Genomic DNA, 17,048 nt, shown 5'->3' with positions numbered 1-17,048 from the left:
AAATTAAGCCGGAATCGCCTTAGCCTTCGGCTCACGATCCCAAACCCGATGCTGTGCAATCGCGGCAAAAAACGCCTTGAACGCCTTAGCATCCGACCCCACGATCAACCCCGCATCCGTCTCCAGCTTCAGCAGATCCAGCAGTGGCTTCGCGTCACTGGCAACCGCAATCGCCTTCAGGTGTTTGTAGGCTTCCAGAACGTAATGCAGCGCCACACCATCACCGCTCAGTGCTTTCACCGACTCTTTTCCGCCCGGGATAAACACGGCGTCAAACGCAATCGACGGCATGCCTTCCATCGACGCATCCACCGGCAGGCTCTTGCCATCGGCCGTCTTCACCGGCGCCGAGGTCGGCCCCAGCAACTTGGCATGGGCACCTTCTGCCGCCAGGGCTTTTTTCAGCGCATCGATAGCCGCGCCATCCACACCGTCAGCCGCGAGAATCGCGACTTTGCGCGTCTTGATATCGCCGGACAGCAGGTTCACCTGGCTCAATGCCGGCGACTCTTTCAGCGAAGACTCACGCGGCGCTACCGTGCCTTTGGTCGGCGCCGGCAGACCAAGGTTCTGCGCCACGCGCTTGGCCAGTTCCAGATCGATATTGGCCAGAATCTCGTTGACCTGCCGCGCGCGGATAAACTCACGCTCCACCTTGCCCAACTCGAAGCTGTAAGCCGCGATAATGTGCTCTTTCTCATGGTGGCTCATGCTGTGGAAAAACAGTGCAGCCTGGGAGAAGTGGTCGCCAAATGACTCACTGCGCTCACGCACCTTATTGGCATCGACGCGCTCGTAATAGGTTTCGAAACCACCATCCTGGGCAGCCGGCGGCGTTTCTTTCGGCCAACCACCATCAATCGAATTCGGCTCGTACGCGGCTCGGCCCTTGTCGATCACGGTGCGATGCTGGGCGTCGCGCTGGCCGTTGTGGAAAGGTACTACCGGCCGGTTGATCGGCAGCTCATGGAAGTTCGGCCCACCGAGACGGCTGATCTGCGTATCCGTGTAGGAAAACAGACGACCTTGCAGCAACGGGTCGTTGGTGAAGTCGATACCCGGCACGATGTGGCCCGGGCAAAACGCGACCTGCTCGACTTCGGCAAAGAAGTTATCCGGGTTGCGGTTCAGCACCATCTTGCCCAGCGGTGTGATCGGCACCAGTTCCTCGGGGATGATCTTGGTCGGATCGAGCAGGTCAAAGTCGAACTTATGCTCGTCTTCTTCCGCAACGATCTGCACACCCAACTCCCACTCAGGGTAGTCGCCGCTTTCAATCGCCTCCCACAGGTCACGACGGTGGTAATCGGTATCTTTACCGGCAAGCTTTTGCGCTTCGTCCCACACCAGGGAGCAGGTGCCGACCTTCGGGTGCCAGTGGAACTTCACAAAGCTCGACTTACCTTCGGTATTGATCAAGCGGAAGGTGTGAATGCCAAACCCCTGCATGGCACGCAGGCTTTTTGGAATGGCGCGGTCAGACATCGCCCAGATCACCATGTGCGCCGATTCCGGCTGCAACGAAACAAAATCCCAGAACGTATCGTGGGCCGAGCCGCCGGTAGGAATTTCGTTGTGCGGCTCAGGTTTTACCGCATGCACGAAGTCGGGAAACTTGATCGCATCCTGAATGAAAAACACCGGCATGTTATTGCCGACCAGGTCGAAGTTGCCCTCGTCGGTGAAGAACTTCACCGCGAAACCGCGCACGTCACGCACCGTATCGCCCGAACCACGCGGGCCCTGCACGGTGGAGAAACGCACGAACACCGGGGTTTTATGCTCGGGGTTGCGCAGGAAACCTGCCTTGCTCAGCGCGGAATGGTTTTCATAGGTCTGGAAATAGCCATGGGCGCCGGTGCCCCGGGCATGCACGATGCGCTCGGGGATACGCTCATGGTCAAAGTGCGTGATTTTTTCACGCATGATGAAGTCTTCCAGCAGCGAGGGGCCGCGGGCACCGACTTTCAAGGTGTTCTGGTTGTCGGAGATCTTCACGCCTTGGTTGGTACGCAGGGCCTGGCCGGTCGCATCGGAACGGAATTCCTCCAGTGCTTGCAGCTTGGCGTTGGTGTTGCCACGGTCCAGGGTGTCGGTGCCTGCAAGTTCACTCTTCGACGGGGTGGCTGGCTTCTTGGTACTCATCAGTCAAAACTCCTTATTCAAAGTGGCCAGAGCGGTCCCCGGCTCGTTTGAGCAAAACCCCAGGCACGGCACCTGGGAAATCGAGTTGCTTAAGTAGTGACTGACACGGTTTTCTGCCGTTCCTTTTTTATGACCTTTGATCGCGTTATTGCCAAATCACTGGTTGAATGCGAAATAAATGCTAAGAAACGCTATACGGACAGGCTAAAATGCGCGCCCGGCTAACCGCTGATCCCTTTTCAATGCGCCCCACAAGGTTCGCTACGTGATCGAGTTTCAAAACGTCCATAAAACCTACCGCGTCGCCGGTAAGGATATTCCCGCGCTGTACCCCACCAGCCTGCGCGTCGAAAACGGCCAGGTGTTTGGCCTGATCGGCCACTCGGGTGCAGGTAAAAGCACGCTGCTGCGCCTGATCAACCGCCTGGAAGAACCCAGTGGCGGCCAGATCACGGTGGACGGCGAAGAAGTCACCGCCCTGGACGCCAACGGCCTGCGCCGTTTCCGCCAGCAGGTCGGGATGATCTTCCAGCACTTCAACCTGCTGGCGTCCAAGACCGTTGCCGACAACGTGGCCCTGCCACTGACCCTGGCCGGCGAATTGTCGCGCAAGGACATCGACCAACGCGTCGCCGAGCTACTCGCCCGCGTCGGCCTGTCGGACCACGCCAGGAAGTACCCGGCGCAGTTGTCCGGTGGCCAGAAGCAACGCGTCGGCATTGCCCGCGCCCTGGCGACCAAGCCGAAAATCCTGTTGTGCGACGAGGCCACCAGCGCCCTCGACCCGCAAACCACCGCCTCGGTCCTGCAACTGCTGGCCGAGATCAATCGCGAGTTGAAACTGACCATCGTGCTGATCACCCATGAAATGGATGTGATCCGCCGCGTATGCGACCAAGTCGCCGTGATGGATGCCGGCGTGATCGTCGAGCAAGGCTCGGTGGCCGACGTGTTCCTGCACCCCAAGCACCCGACCACCAAGCGCTTCGTGCAGGAAGCCGAGCAGGTCGATGAAGGCGAGCAGCGCGATGACTTCGCCCATGTACCGGGTCGCATCGTACGGCTGACGTTCCAGGGCGAAGCGACCTACGCGCCACTGCTGGGCACCGTCGCCCGGGAAACGGGGGTGGACTACAGCATCCTCGCCGGCCGCATCGACCGCATCAAAGACATCCCCTACGGGCAACTGACCCTTGCGGTCACCGGCGGTGACATGGAAGCGGCCTTTGCCCGCTTTACCGCCGCAGACGTCCACATGGAGGTGCTGCGCTGATGGACGTTTTCTTGAGTTTCTTCGCCAATATCGACTGGTCCGAAATCTGGCTCGCCACCGGCGACACCATGATCATGCTGTTCGGTTCGCTGTTCTTCACCGTGGTATTGGGCCTGCCTTTGGGCGTGCTGCTGTTCCTGACCAGCCCACGCCAGCTGTTCGAGCAAAAAGGCCTGTACGCGCTGCTGTCGCTGATCGTGAACATCCTGCGCTCGCTGCCGTTCATCATCCTGCTGATCGTGATGATCCCGTTCACCGTGCTGATCACCGGTACCTCCCTGGGCGTAGCGGGCGCGATCCCGCCGCTGGTCGTAGGGGCCACGCCATTCTTCGCGCGCCTGGTGGAAACCGCCTTGCGTGAAGTGGACCGCGGCATCATCGAGGCCACCCAGTCCATGGGGGCCAGCACCCGCCAGATCATCATCAACGCGCTGCTGCCCGAAGCACGCCCCGGCATCTTCGCGGCGATAACGGTGACGGCGATTACCCTGGTGTCCTACACGGCCATGGCCGGTGTTGTCGGCGCCGGCGGCCTGGGTGACCTGGCGATCCGGTTCGGTTACCAACGCTTCCAGACCGACGTGATGGTGGTCACCGTGGTAATGCTGTTGATCCTGGTGCAAATTCTGCAAACCGTCGGCGACAAGCTGGTGGTGCACTTTTCTCGAAAATAACGGCCATTGCCGGTCAAAAGCCGGCACATGCCCGAACAAGGAGCTTGTTGGATGAAAAAACTACTGGTTGCTTTCGCCGCCGTTGCCGCGTTTTCCGCCCACGCCGCCGAGACCCTGAAAGTCGCTGCCTCGCCGGTGCCCCACGCGGAAATCCTGGAATTCGTGAAGCCTGCCCTCGCCAAAGAAGGCGTGGACCTGCAAGTCAAAGTCTTCACCGATTACGTGCAGCCCAACGTCCAGGTAGCGGAAAAGCGCCTGGATGCGAACTTCTTCCAGCACCAGCCATACCTGGATGAATTCAACAAAGCCAAAGGCACTCACCTGGTGAGCGTCGGCGCTGTGCACCTGGAGCCTCTGGGCGCTTACTCCAGCAAGTACAAAAAACTGGAAGACCTGCCTGACGGCGCCAACGTGGTGATCCCGAACGACGCCACCAACGGTGGCCGCGCGCTGTTGCTGCTGGCCAAGCACAACCTGATCACCCTGAAGGACCCGACCAATATCCTGTCGACCATCAAGGACATCACCGCAAACCCGAAAAACCTGAAATTCCGCGAACTCGAAGCCGCCACCCTGCCGCGCGTGCTGACCCAGGTCGACCTGGCGCTGATCAACACCAACTATGCGCTGGAAGCCAAGCTGGACCCGTCCAAGGACGCCCTGGTGATCGAAGGCAATGACTCGCCTTACGTGAACATCCTCGTGAGCCGCGAAGACAACCAGGATTCGGACGCGATGAAAAAGCTGATTGCAGCCCTGCACACCCCTGAGGTGAAGCAATTCATCCAAGAGAAGTACAAAGGCGCGATCCTGCCGGCGTTCTGATCCGACTCGGTCTCCAACACGCTGGAGATCAAAAAATGTGGGAGGGGGCTTGCCCCCGATTGCGGAGTATCAGTCGCTGCATGAGCTGACTGACCTGCCGCCATCGGGGCAAGCCCCCTCCCACATGTGTTGTGCATTGCCTGTTACTTGCGCTGCAACAGCCCCGGCAGTTGCGCCACCAGCTTCTGGTTGTTCAACGGCGCACGGATAAAGCCGCGCTGGGTACCATCCGGACCGATCAGCGCGAGGTTGCCGCTGTGGTCGACGGTGTAGTTGGGCTTGTTGGTGTCTGCCGGGATGAACGGGATGCTCACGGCATTCGAAACCTTCTGCACATCCTCTACGTTCGCACCGGTGAGGCCTTGGAATTGCGGGTCGAAGTAGCCCAGGTACTGCTTGAGCTGGGTCGGGGTGTCGCGGTTCGGGTCGACGCTGACCAGGATTACCTGCAACTTATCCACAGCCTCCTTAGGCAACTCGCTCTTGATCTGGCGCAGTTGGGCGAGGGTGGTCGGGCAGATGTCGGGGCAGAAGGTGTAGCCGAAGAACAGCAGGCTCCACTTGCCTTTCAACTCGTTGACCAGCACCGGCTGGCCTTCCTGGTTGGTCATGCTCACCGACGGCAGCTGGCGGCTTTGCGGCAGCAGGATGATACCGGCATCAATCAATGCCGTAGGGTCGCCCTGGCCCTTGCCCGAGAGCACTTTGTTAACGGTCAGGCCCATGATCAACGCGACGATGGCCACCAGGATAAAGACGGTTTTTTGAGTTCGAGTCATAGGTTCAACAGTAAGTAGTGGTCTACGAGCAGGGCGATAAACAGCAGGAACAGGTACCAGATAGAGTACTTGAAGGTGTTGATCGCCGCGTGCGGCTGAGCGCCACGGTACAGCACCCAGGCCCATTGCAGAAAGCGTCCGCCCAAAACCAGCGCACAGGCCAGGTAGAGCGGGCCGCTCATGTGGATCACATAGGGCATCAGGCTCACCGCCAACAGGGCGAAGGTATAGAGCAGGATATGCACCTTGGTGTAGTGCTCGCCGTGAGTGACAGGCAGCATCGGGATATCGGCCTTGGCGTATTCCTCCTTGCGGTGAATGGCCAGGGCCCAGAAGTGCGGCGGCGTCCAGGCGAAGATGATCAGCACCAGCAACAAGGGCTCGGCGCTGACATGGCCGGTAACGGCGACCCAACCCAACAGCGGTGGCGCGGCACCGGCCAGGCCTCCGATAACAATATTTTGTGGCGTCGCCCGCTTGAGAAAACCGGTGTAGACCACCGCGTAACCGAGCAGCGAAGCCAGCGTCAGCCATGCCGCCAGAGGGTTGGTAAACGCCAGCAACAAGGCCAATCCTGCAACGGCTAGAAACAAAGCAAAGGCCAGCGCCGCCACCGGCGATACACGCCCCTCCGCCAACGGCCGCTTATGGGTGCGAGCCATCACTGCATCAATCCGTCGGTCCACCACATGGTTCACCGCCGCCGCACCACCGGCACACAGGGCTATTCCCAGGTTGCCGAAAATCAGTACCGCCCACGGCACACCGGCGCGGGTCGCGAGGAACATGCCGACCAGGGAGGTGATGAGCATCAGCACCACCACTTTCGGCTTGGTCAGCTCCAGGTAATCGCGCCAGATCGCCTGGCTGTGGCGCGCGCCGATCAAGGTCGCCATGGCATCTCTCCTTTAAGGGTGATGAGGCCCGATACGTGTTTGCGCGGGCTGAAGCGCCAGCCGAACGGCAACTGGTGACGCACCCGGACCAGACTGGTGCGGGCGTGGTAATTGACCAGCACCAGGGTCAATAACAGCGCCGCACCGCCGGCGTTATGGCCGACCGCAACCGGCAGCGGCAGGTGGAAATACACGTTGCTCAGGCCCAGGCTGATTTGTGCCGCCAGGGCAATCAACAGCAGGCCCGCGAGCCGCGTCATACCCACCGCACGCAGCTGCCAGGCCAGCCCCGCAAGCACCAGGGTGACCAGCACCGCACCGATGCGGTGGGTCAGGTGGATGGCGGTGCGTGCGTCGCTGTCGAGCTGGCCGCCAAGGTAATTGGGCCCGATGTGCTGGGTCAGGTGAAAGCCGTTGGCGAAGTCCGCCGCAGGCCACCACTGGCCGTGGCAGGTGGGCAAATCGATACAGGCCACCGCTGCGTAGTTGGAACTGACCCAGCCGCCCAAGGCGATCTGGCCGATCACCAGCACCAGACCCGCCGTGGCCCAATATTGCAGGCGCCTGGGCACGATCAACGCGGGCAACACCCCAGACAAGCGCAGGGTCAGCAGAAACAGCAGGCTCAAGGTCGCAAAACCGCCCAACAAATGCCCCGTCACCACCTGGGGCCACAGCTTCAAGGTCACCGTCCACATGCCAAACGCGGCCTGGGCGAACACCACCATCAACAGAAACAACGGCAGTTTCACTGGCTGGCCCGGATCACGCCGATGGCTCCACGAACGCGCCGCCAACAGCACAATCAACAGGCCCAGGGTGCCGGCGAAGTAGCGATGGGTCATCTCCGCCCAGCCCTTGTCAGCCTCCACCGGCGTATCGGGAAAATGCAATTCGGCATGGGCCAGCTGGGCCTCGCTTTGCGGCACGCTGATAAACCCGTAGCAGCCCGGCCAGTCCGGGCAACCGAGGCCGGCGTGGGTCAGGCGGGTGTAGGCGCCAAGCAGCACGACGATCAGCGCCAGCAGAGTGGCAAATAACGCGAGGCGAAATCCAGGTTTGGCCATGACGATGCCCTTATCCGATGTTCGACAGTTTCAACAGGTGGCGCAGGTCATTGAGCAAGTCCTTGCCCTTGACCTTGGCGTCGTAGCGCAGCACCAGGTTGCCGTGGGGGTCGACGATCCATAGTTGCGCAGCGCCCGGCGCGGCGGCGTTTTTGGTGAAGGTCGAGAGATCCAGCGAGTAGCGCTGCAATTGCGGGTATTCGGCCTTGAGCTTGGTGTCATAGTCGGCAGCGACCGGTTGCGCACTGGCCAAGGCATGGCTGGCGCGTGAAGCGTCGCGCCCCAGGCCGATCTGCAACTGGCGCGCGAGGTACACCAGTTGCTGGCAATCGGCGGCGCAGGCGCCAGGCGCGGTGACCAGCAACTGCCAGCGCTGTTCATCGGCCTGCACGCCAATATCGGCGCGGGTCTGACCGTTACCGATCATTTCTCCGTGGTAGCTGCGACTGTCCGGCACCCAGAACTGCAGTTTGTACATGAAGGTGGCCAGCACCATCGGACCGATCACCATCAGCAGGATCAGCATCAACTGCCAGCGGCCTTTGCGCCGATCAGGTACCTCAGACATGTTGAGTGGATTCGTGGCCGTTCCCATGGGGCTTCTCCTTTGTGGTGTGCCATCCGAGGTAGAGGTAAAGAGCCAGTAGCGCCAGGGACATGGCGAACCACTGCACCGCGTAGGCCAGGTGTTTTTCCGGACCCATCGCCACGATGGGCCAGGTGGTTTCGTACGTGCCGGGGCCGGCTTCGGTGCGCAGTTCGTAGGCAAAACCGTTGCGGCCCAGCTCGGCCCACAGCGCGGCGGGGTGCAGCGCGGTCAACAGGCGCGGCCATTGCACGGTCGTGGGGTCCGCATGCAGCTGGAAGGTTTCGCCGGGCGCGACATACACCCAGGCGTCGAGATTCAAGGGCTGAGCGGGAGTAGTGAAGACGGGCGGGGTGCGCCGATCAGGCCACGGCAACCAGCCCCGATTGAGCAATAGCCACAGGCCGCTGGCTTGGTCATGAAAGGGTTGCAGCAACTCGACACCCGCCTTACCGTCGCGCATGCGGTTATCCAGCAATACGCTGTGCTCGGCATCGAACTGGCCGCGCAGATGCACGCGACGAAAGGCCGGGTCCGCCATATCCCCGAGTTGCACACTGCTGATCGGCTCAGCGGCGCGGCGTTCGGCATAGCTGTCCACCAGCAACTGCTTCTCATGGCCGCGCGACAGCTGCCAGACGCCCAAGCCCACCATCAAAGGCAGCAGAATCACCACCACCACGGTCGGTGCGATACCTGGACGAAAGCGTTTCATGGCGCTGGCTATACTTGTTTTCATTGCCCGCCCATCCCCTTGATGCCCACCAACGCCAGGAACCAGACCATGCTCAAAGCAGCCATTGCCCTGATGCTGATCGCGACCGTCGTGAGCCTGTTCAGTGGCCTGTTCTTCCTGGTCAAGGACGAGGGCAACTCCAACCGCCTCGTCACGGCCTTGACCGTGCGTGTGGTACTGGCCGTGATCACCGTGGCGTTGATCGCCTGGGGATTTTTCAGCGGCCAGCTGGTATCTCATGCGCCCTGGTAAGTCGCCTCACAGCACGTAGACGAAGAAAAACAGCCCGATCCACACCACATCCACGAAGTGCCAATACCAACTGGCCGCCTCGAAACCGAACTGATGCTCGGCATTGAAATGCCCGCGCAGGATGCGCATCAGCATCACAAACAAAATGATGGTGCCGATAGTCACGTGGGCACCGTGGAAGCCCGTGAGCATAAAGAACGTCGCGCCGTACACCCCCGAACCCAAGGTCAGGCCCAGCTCTTTATAGGCGTGGATGTATTCCTCGGCCTGGAACCCGAGGAATGCCAGGCCCAGCAAGACGGTGATCGCCAGCCAGATCTTCAGCGCGCCGCGATGCCCCTTGCGCAAGGCGTGGTGGGCAATGGTGATGGTCACGCTGGAACTCACCAGCAGGATGGTGTTGACCAACGGCAAGCCCCACGGGCTGATGGTGCCCTCCGGCGCGGGATAAAGTTTCGGGTCCGGGTTGTTGAGCAACGGCCAGGCAAACTCGAAGTTCGGCCACAGCATGTGCGCAATACCTTTGGGGCCTTCGCCGGCCAACGCGGGGCCGGACAAGTGGCGCACGTAGAACAGCGCACCGAAGAACGCGATAAAGAACATCACCTCGGAAAAAATGAACCAGGTCATGCCCCAGCGAAACGAGCGGTCCATCTGGGCGCTGTACAAACCGGCGCGGCTTTCCTTGATCACCGCCCCGAACCAGCCAAACAGCATGTAGGCCAGCAACAGCCCTCCGACGAAAAAGATCCACGGCCCGTGGGATTCCGGGCGTGCCGCCTTCAGGTCGTTGAACCACACGGCCAGGCCATACACGGTGACCAGCATGCCAATCGTGGCAATTATCGGCCATTTGCTTTGCGCTGGTACGTAGTACGTATCATGAGTCGACATGTATTCGCTCTCCTGATTGAGCGGGCAAACAGTAGCTAGCCGCCGGTACGGACAGCCACGGGCGGTTGGCGCGCAGTGATATCAAACAGCGTGTACGCCAGGGTCAAATGCTTCACATCCTTGGGCATGTCACGGTCGACAATAAAACGCACCGGCATCTCGATGCGCTGGCCTGGCTGCAGCACTTGCTGGGTGAAGCAAAAGCATTCGGTCTTGTGGAAATACATGGCCGCTTCGGCGGGGGAAATGCTCGGCACCGCCTGGGCGGTCATCGGCTTGTCAGTAGGGTTGTAGGCCACGAACAGCATCTCGGTGACGGCACCGGGGTTGACCACCACCTCATCAGCCTTGGAATGAAACTCCCAGACCATGTCGATGGCATTGGTGGACAGGAACTGCACCCGTACCTGGCGCGTGAGGTCGACGACCTGCTCGCCTTCGTACTGCCCGGCCGTCTTGCCGTTGATGCCGAATGCCTTGCACATCACGTCGTAGATCGGCACCAGGGCAAAGCCGAAGGCGAACATCGCCACCACCAGGATCAGCAGGCGGGTAACCAGGCGCTTGAGAGGCACGGAGTCAGCCATGACCACCTCCGCTTACCCTGTTCATTTGACCTCCGGTGGCGTGGTGAAGGTGTGGTACGGCGCGGGCGAGGGCACGCTCCACTCCAGGCCTTCGGCGCCATCCCACGGCTTGGCCGGCGCGGGCGGGCCGCCACGGATGCACTTGATCACGATAAACAGGAAGAAGATCTGCGTGGCGCCAAACATGAACGCGCCAATCGACGAGACCATATTGAAGTCGGCGAACTGCAGGTTGTAGTCCGGTACCCGGCGCGGCATGCCGGCCAGCCCCACGAAGTGCATCGGGAAGAACGCCATGTTCATGCCCACGAAAGACAGCCAGAAATGCAGCTTGCCCAGGGTTTCGTCGTACATGTGGCCGGTCCATTTCGGCAGCCAGTAGTAGGCCGAGGCGAAGATGCCGAAGATCGCACCGGGCACCAGTACGTAATGGAAGTGCGCCACCACAAAGTAGGTGTCGTGGTACTGGAAGTCCGCCGGGGCAATCGCCAGCATCAATCCGGAGAAGCCGCCGATGGTGAACAGGATCACGAAGGCCACGGCAAACAGCATCGGCGTCTCGAAGGTCAGCGAGCCTTGCCACATGGTACTGACCCAGTTGAACACCTTCACGCCGGTGGGCACCGCAATCAGCAACGTGGCGTACATAAAGAACAACTCGCCGACCAACGGAATGCCCACCACGAACATATGGTGCGCCCACACGATAAACGAGAGGAACGCGATGCTCGCCGTGGCGTAGACCATCGACGTGTAGCCGAACAATGGCTTGCGCGAGAAGGTCGGGATAATCGAACTGACGGCGCCAAACGCCGGCAGGATCATGATGTACACCTCGGGGTGGCCGAAGAACCAGAACACATGCTGGAACAGCACCGGATCACCGCCACCGGCCGCACTGAAGAAGCTGGTACCGAAGTGGATGTCCATCAGCATCATGGTCACGCAGCCGGCCAGCACCGGCATCACCGCGATCAGCAGGAATGCGGTGATCAGCCAGGTCCAGACGAACAGCGGCATCTTCATCAGGGTCATGCCGGGCGCACGCAGGTTGAGGATGGTGGCAACCACGTTGATCGCACCCATGATCGAGCTGATGCCCATCAAGTGGATGGCGAAGATGAAGAACGTCACGCTTTCCGGCGCGTAGGTGGTGGAGAGCGGGGCGTAGAACGTCCAGCCGAAGTTCGGCCCGCCACCGGGCGTGAACAGGGTCGAGACCAGCAGCAGGAACGCCGCCGGCAGCAGCCAGAAGCTGAAGTTGTTCATGCGCGGCAAGGCCATGTCCGGCGCGCCGATCATCAGCGGAATCATCCAGTTGGCCAGGCCGACAAACGCCGGCATTACCGCACCGAACACCATGATCAGGCCGTGCATGGTGGTCATCTGGTTGAAAAACGCCGGCTCGACGATCTGCAGGCCAGGCTGGAACAGCTCGGCACGGATCACCATGGCGAACGAGCCGCCGAGCAGGAACATGGTGAACGCGAACCACAGGTACATCGTGCCGATGTCCTTATGGTTGGTGGTCAGCACCCAGCGCATCAAACCCTTGGCGGGGCCGTGGGCATGGTCACCGGCGTGGCCATGGTCATCGATCACAGCGCTCATGGCCGTTCTCCTGCAAGCGAGTGGGCGGGGCGGTTCGGGGCATACGCAATGAATGAAGTCATTTGCTTTCCGCCTGCTTGATGGCCAGCACGTCTTTAGGCGTGACCATGTCGCCTTTGTTGTTACCCCAGGCGTTGCGCTCGTAGGTCACCACGGCGGCGATATCCACTTCCGAGAGCTGCTTGCCGAAAGCCGCCATCGCCGTACCGGCCTTGCCGTGATAGACAAGATTCAGGTGGGCTTCCTTAGGCCCGGTGGCAATCTTCGAACCCTTGAGCGCCGGGAACATCGGTGGCAGGCCCTGGCCTTCGGCCTGGTGACAGGCCACGCAGGTGGTGTGGTAGACCTTGTCGCCACGGGCCACCAGCTCTTCCAGCGTCCACTCCTTGGAGGTCAGCTCCTTGAGCTTGGCGGCCTCTGCCTTGCGCTCGCCGAGCCAGGTGTCGTAGTCGGCCTTGGACTTGACCTCGACCACGATGGGCATGAAACCGTGGTCCTTGCCGCACAGTTCGGCGCACTGACCACGGTAGATGCCGGGCTTCTCGACGCGGGTCCAGGCCTCGTTGACGAACCCCGGGATGGCGTCACGCTTGACCGCAAAGGCCGGCACCCACCAGGAGTGGATCACGTCGGCGGCGGTCACCAGGAAGCGCACCTTGGCGCCCACCGGCAGCACCAGCGGCTGGTCGACTTCCAGCAGGTAATGTTCGCCCTTGGTGGCCTGGTTATGGATCTGCTCGGCGGGCGTGGCCAGGTTGCTGAAGAACTCCACGTCCTGGCCCAGGTATTTGTAATGCCACTTCCACTGATAGCCGGTGACCTGGATATCGATATCCGACTCGGTACTGTCGTAGATATTGATCAAGGTCTTGGTCGCCGGAATGGCCATCGCGACCAGGATCAGCAAGGGCACCACGGTCCAGAGGATTTCCACGGTGGTGCTTTCGTGGAATTTGGCCGCGACCTGGCCCGTAGAGCGGCGATGAAGGATCATCGACCAGAACATCGCGCCAAAAACGACAATGCCGATCACTACACAGATCCAGAAAATGGTCATGTGCAGGTCGAACACAGCGTGACTGACTTCAGTTGCCCCTGGCGCCATATTCGTTGTCCAGGCGGCGTGCGCCTGGCCGAATACCGACCACAACAGGAGGCCCATCCAAACATGTGGATGTCGCGTCATTGCGGGTTCCCCTTATCGTTCTTGTTATCCCGCCGGTTTGCACCTGCGTCGAAGGGAGCGGCTTCCATACTGCTTACAACCGCTTAGCCTTACCTGCTTATGCAGTCTGGCGTCATCAGCTAATCGCGTACAAACCCGAGTATAGACACGCTCTGCAACCCCGCAATGTGTAGGGGCAAATGAGCAAAAATGAGTGGCCAGGCCTAATAAAACCGAGTGCGGAATCGTTTATCCGACCAACGATGGCAATTCGATATAACGCCTGTGCATAACCATGAAATAATTATGACAAATGCGTCTTAGGCGCTCGTATAAACGAGCTACCTTATGCTGTCCCTATTCCTACACCTGCTTCACTGGAGCCTTCATGAACACCGCCGCATTGCGCGAGCAGATTTCCCGTGCCCATCAACACGAATCCAGCACTGGCCAGTTGGCCAAGCAGTTGGAAGAGCAATTGCCGCACCTGCATTCGGCCATTTCCCTGGCTGATGGCGATCGCAACATTGTCATGACCCGCTTCGTCACGGCCTACATCGATCTGGTACCAGACCTGCTGGACGCCGCCAACGACGTGGCCCGCGAGGCCGGCATCGAAAGCCAGATCAAGCCAGTGCTGAAAATCGCCGAGCATTTCTTCCTGCAGCCCCCCGCAATCCTGGCCGGCCATGAAGGGCTCGACGGCCTGCTGGACGAGGCTTACCTGGCCCATCGCCTGGTGGAAGAGGTCAACGATTTGTACATCAAACACTTTGGCCAGCCGCTGATTCCGGCAGATACCACCGTGGCCAACGTGATTGCCCATCAGTTGATCGGCGAAGCATTCGCCAACCAGCTGGATGAAGCCGTTCATCATGCGGTGGATGAAATGCTCAACGAAGACAGCTTTGCACTGGAGTCTGTCGAAGCATATCGCGAACAGCTGAAAAGCCCGGCAACGGAAGCCGCGTGGAAGCGCTGGCCATGCCTGTCCCGCCAGCTGGGGGTTGAGTTGGCGTTGGACCAGCCGGCTTAAATCCTGAATTCGACACAGAACGAATGTGGGAGGGGACTTGCCCCCTCCCACATGTTGATCCGACTTCTCAGCCGACTGAGGGCGCCGAGCCGATCCCTGTCGTCATCCTGACCCGGCCTTCGAGCCTGCGCTTCAACCCACGCGCTTCGATCACCAGCTTCGAGCCCTTGGCCGCATTCGCCCGACCCCACTCCTCCAGCAACTCCAGGCAGGAATGGTCGATATAACTCAGGTTACTCAGCGGTACGTGCACAGTCGTGCCCGGAGGCACTGTCGCCAGCACCCGGGTCAACGCCGGCACTTTCAGGAAAGTCGCCGCACCAGTCAAACGCAGCTCCATTTCCCCCTCCGGGGGCAGGTCGATCAGACTGACTTTCAGGCGTGAGGCCTTGAGCGCCAGCTTGACCAGTGTGAGCCCGAAGCCCACCAGCACACCGGTCAGCAGGTCGGTGAAAATGATCGCCAACGCGGTGGCCGCGTAGGTAAACATCGGCATACGCCCATAACGACCGAGGGCCTTGAAGGCCTTGATGTCCACCAGCTTGATCCCGGTGTACACCAACACACCCGCCAGGCTTGCCACAGGAATGCTTTGCAGCACGCTCGACAGCAACAGTACGAACCCCAACAGCCATACGCCATGGAACATCGCTGACAACCGCGTGGTGGCACCGGCCTGCACGTTGGCCGAGCTGCGCACGATCACACCGGTCATCGGCAGGGCACCGACCAGGCCGCACAGCATGTTGCCCACGCCTTGGGCGGACAATTCCTTATCGAAATCGGAACGCTGGCCGCTGTGCATGCGGTCGACCGCTGCCGCAGAGAGCAGGGTTTCGGCACTGGCGATAAACGCCACCGCAAACGCAGCGATCAACAACTGAGGGTCAGCCAGGCTCAACAGGTCGCTGGGACGCAGCCAATCGATGGCGTCGGCGAGATTCTCCGGGACTTCCACACGCTTGACCTGCAACGCCAGCACCAGGCTGGCCACCGTTGCCAGGCCCACGCCCAACAGGGCTCCCGGCACGAAACGCAGGGTTTGCGGACGGAATTTATCCCACAGGTACATCACCAGCATCGTCGACAACCCGAGCAATCCGGCCTGCCAACCCAGGCCGCCACCCAAGGTAGGAATCGCCTCCGCCAGCGCGGCGGGGAAGCCCGCCAGGTTATCCAGCCCTGAGGGCTTGGGCGCACCGTCGAGCATCACATGGATCTGCGATAGCACAATCAATACGCCGATCCCCGCCAGCATCCCGTACACCACCGCCGGCGCCGTGACGCGGAACCAGCAACCCAGGCGCAGGCGCCCGGCCACCAATTGCAGGAAGCCGGCCAGCAGCAGGATCGGCCCGAGCATCAGCATCCCGTGCTGGCGCACCAGCTCGAACACCAAGACCGCCAGCCCCGCTGCCGGGCCGCTGACCTGCAGCGGCGAACCCGCCAGCCAGCCCACCACCAGGCCACCGATAATCCCGGTGATCAGGCCCTTGGCCGGCGGCATGCCGGACGCGATGGCGATCCCCATGCACAGGGGCAGGGCGACCAGAAACACAACCACGGAGGCGAGCAGCTCCCGTGGCAATACAGCTTTCAATTGAGCAGCACGCATGATGGCTCTCCCGAGGTATTCGCCGGGCGCGGCAAAGCCTGGCTGCATCCATGGCAGCCACCGCTTTACCCGGCAGGGAAGTGTTTAGAAGCGCGCTTTAGGCGTCGCGGAAGGAATCGGCCCTTCGCCGCTCAACGGTCGGAACGCCGACTGATCAGCATCGTAGGCTCGAATTTCACTGGTCTCGATGTTGTAGATCCAGCCGTGAATAAACAGCTGACCGTTGGCCATGCGCGACGCCACCGAAGGATGGGTACGCAAATGCTGCAGTTGGGCGATGACGTTTTCTTCGGTGAGCACTTTCATGCTCTCGCCTTCGTTGGCACAGTCGCAGTTGTCCTCGACCATGGACTTGGCGACTTCGGCGTGCCGCAGCCAGGCCCTTACCGTTGGCATCTTCTCCAGGCTGGCGGGGTTGAGGACCGCGCGCATGGCGCCACAATCGGAGTGCCCGCACACGATGATGTGCTGCACACCCAGGGCCAGTACCGCGTACTCGATGGCAGTGGAGACACCGCCGTTCATCTGCCCATAAGGCGGCACGACGTTGCCGACGTTGCGGGTCACGAACAGGTCGCCGGGAGAGCTTTGGGTAATCAGCTCAGGCACGATGCGCGAGTCAGCGCAGGTAATGAACATCGCCCGTGGGCTCTGGGCCGTGGCGAGTTTCTTGAAGAGTTCTTCCTGCTGAGGGAAGACGTCGTGATGGAAATGCAAAAAGCCGTCAACGATATGTTTTAGCGCTGCATCGGCAGACTCTGCCACCTGAGGGGCTGAAGCCGACGCAGCCAACGGCTGTTTATCCTTGTCACTCATGATTCATCCTCTTGATTAATGCAGGGGAGTTTTCAGGTCAGTTCGACGCCAGGCCAGTGAAATAGTTGTAAAAGCCACAAACCAGGCTGCC

The 17,048-nt window shown here is 60.7% G+C and carries 17 protein-coding genes; 5 read left to right on the top strand and 12 right to left on the bottom strand.

The annotated features are described in order from the left end of the window. Nucleotides 1–3: 3 nt before the first annotated feature. Complete coding sequence (gene katE / locus J1N02_RS13905; RefSeq protein ID WP_027608038.1) at nt 4–2,145, bottom strand: catalase HPII; 2,142 nt, start codon at nt 2,143–2,145, stop codon at nt 4–6. Nucleotides 2,146–2,410: 265 nt separating this feature from the next. Between katE and J1N02_RS13900 the strand changes: the two genes are divergently transcribed. From J1N02_RS13900 to J1N02_RS13890, 3 genes are read left to right on the top strand one after another with little or no spacing between them, the layout of a single operon-like run. Next, nucleotides 2,411–3,418: a methionine ABC transporter ATP-binding protein gene (locus tag J1N02_RS13900; RefSeq protein WP_027608039.1), complete on the top strand. Its 1,008-nt coding sequence runs from the start codon at nt 2,411–2,413 to the stop codon at nt 3,416–3,418. Next, complete coding sequence (locus tag J1N02_RS13895; RefSeq protein WP_098480654.1) at nt 3,418–4,092, top strand: methionine ABC transporter permease; 675 nt, start codon at nt 3,418–3,420, stop codon at nt 4,090–4,092. Before J1N02_RS13900 ends, J1N02_RS13895 begins: the two co-directional genes overlap by 1 nt. Before the next feature lie 51 nt (nt 4,093–4,143). Continuing rightward, nucleotides 4,144–4,917: a MetQ/NlpA family ABC transporter substrate-binding protein gene (locus tag J1N02_RS13890; RefSeq protein ID WP_027608041.1), complete on the top strand. Its 774-nt coding sequence runs from the start codon at nt 4,144–4,146 to the stop codon at nt 4,915–4,917. 143 nt (nt 4,918–5,060) lie between these two features. On the opposite strand, the gene J1N02_RS13885 is transcribed toward J1N02_RS13890, so the two are convergent. Genes J1N02_RS13885 through J1N02_RS13865 form a run of 5 tightly spaced genes read right to left on the bottom strand, consistent with a single transcriptional unit; the run spans nt 5,061 to nt 8,984 of the window. Then, nucleotides 5,061–5,696 carry an SCO family protein gene (locus tag J1N02_RS13885; protein WP_027608042.1) on the bottom strand — a complete coding sequence of 212 codons (636 nt, stop codon included), beginning with the start codon at nt 5,694–5,696 and terminating at the stop codon, nt 5,061–5,063. After that, nucleotides 5,693–6,592 (bottom strand): heme o synthase, encoded by a 900-nt coding sequence (gene cyoE, locus J1N02_RS13880; RefSeq protein ID WP_027608043.1) that lies wholly within the window; start codon nt 6,590–6,592, stop codon nt 5,693–5,695. Before cyoE ends, J1N02_RS13885 begins: the two co-directional genes overlap by 4 nt. Next, complete coding sequence (locus J1N02_RS13875; protein ID WP_098480656.1) at nt 6,580–7,659, bottom strand: COX15/CtaA family protein; 1,080 nt, start codon at nt 7,657–7,659, stop codon at nt 6,580–6,582. The genes cyoE and J1N02_RS13875 overlap by 13 nt, the downstream gene beginning before the upstream one ends. Nucleotides 7,660–7,669: 10 nt before the next feature. Next, the gene (locus J1N02_RS13870; RefSeq protein WP_065946462.1) at nt 7,670–8,254 is read right to left on the bottom strand and encodes a hypothetical protein; all 585 of its coding nucleotides are present in this window, start codon (nt 8,252–8,254) and stop codon (nt 7,670–7,672) included. Further along, nucleotides 8,220–8,984: an SURF1 family protein gene (locus tag J1N02_RS13865; RefSeq protein ID WP_421147417.1), complete on the bottom strand. Its 765-nt coding sequence runs from the start codon at nt 8,982–8,984 to the stop codon at nt 8,220–8,222. Before J1N02_RS13865 ends, J1N02_RS13870 begins: the two co-directional genes overlap by 35 nt. 45 nt (nt 8,985–9,029) lie before the next feature. On the opposite strand from J1N02_RS13865, the gene J1N02_RS13860 reads away from it, so the two are divergent. Next, nucleotides 9,030–9,233: a twin transmembrane helix small protein gene (locus tag J1N02_RS13860; RefSeq protein WP_016978774.1), complete on the top strand. Its 204-nt coding sequence runs from the start codon at nt 9,030–9,032 to the stop codon at nt 9,231–9,233. 6 nt (nt 9,234–9,239) lie between these two features. On the opposite strand, the gene J1N02_RS13855 is transcribed toward J1N02_RS13860, so the two are convergent. Genes J1N02_RS13855 through coxB form a run of 4 tightly spaced genes read right to left on the bottom strand, consistent with a single transcriptional unit; the run spans nt 9,240 to nt 13,511 of the window. After that, nucleotides 9,240–10,127, bottom strand: coding sequence for a cytochrome c oxidase subunit 3 (locus J1N02_RS13855; RefSeq protein ID WP_027608047.1), 888 nt, complete (start codon nt 10,125–10,127; stop codon nt 9,240–9,242). A 35-nt stretch (nt 10,128–10,162) separates the two neighbouring features. Then, a complete protein-coding gene (locus J1N02_RS13850) occupies nt 10,163–10,714 on the bottom strand; it encodes a cytochrome c oxidase assembly protein (protein ID WP_065926844.1) in 552 nt (183 codons plus the stop codon). A 21-nt stretch (nt 10,715–10,735) separates the two neighbouring features. Then, nucleotides 10,736–12,325, bottom strand: coding sequence for a cytochrome c oxidase subunit I (gene ctaD, locus J1N02_RS13845; RefSeq protein WP_024072609.1), 1,590 nt, complete (start codon nt 12,323–12,325; stop codon nt 10,736–10,738). A gap of 58 nt (nt 12,326–12,383) precedes the next feature. Then, nucleotides 12,384–13,511 carry a cytochrome c oxidase subunit II gene (coxB, locus tag J1N02_RS13840; RefSeq protein WP_092356028.1) on the bottom strand — a complete coding sequence of 376 codons (1,128 nt, stop codon included), beginning with the start codon at nt 13,509–13,511 and terminating at the stop codon, nt 12,384–12,386. Nucleotides 13,512–13,878: 367 nt separating this feature from the next. Between coxB and J1N02_RS13835 the strand changes: the two genes are divergently transcribed. Further along, nucleotides 13,879–14,526, top strand: coding sequence for a hypothetical protein (locus J1N02_RS13835; protein WP_027608050.1), 648 nt, complete (start codon nt 13,879–13,881; stop codon nt 14,524–14,526). A gap of 67 nt (nt 14,527–14,593) precedes the next feature. Here J1N02_RS13835 and J1N02_RS13830 read toward each other — a convergent pair whose 3' ends face one another. Beyond that, nucleotides 14,594–16,141, bottom strand: a complete 1,548-nt coding sequence (locus J1N02_RS13830; protein WP_421147416.1) for a SulP family inorganic anion transporter — start codon at nt 16,139–16,141, stop codon at nt 14,594–14,596. Nucleotides 16,142–16,225: 84 nt separating this feature from the next. Then, entirely contained in the window at nt 16,226–16,957 is a 732-nt protein-coding gene (locus tag J1N02_RS13825; RefSeq protein WP_027608119.1) for a carbonic anhydrase, read from the bottom strand. Between the last annotated feature and the right edge of the window lie 91 nt (nt 16,958–17,048).

The sequence above is a fragment of the Pseudomonas sp. NFX5 genome (assembly GCF_049132125.1).
Classification (GTDB): Bacteria; Pseudomonadota; Gammaproteobacteria; order Pseudomonadales; family Pseudomonadaceae; genus Aquipseudomonas; species Aquipseudomonas marginalis.
The sequence above is the reverse complement of the archived record's forward strand: the minus strand, read 5'-3'. Positions and strand labels throughout refer to the sequence as shown.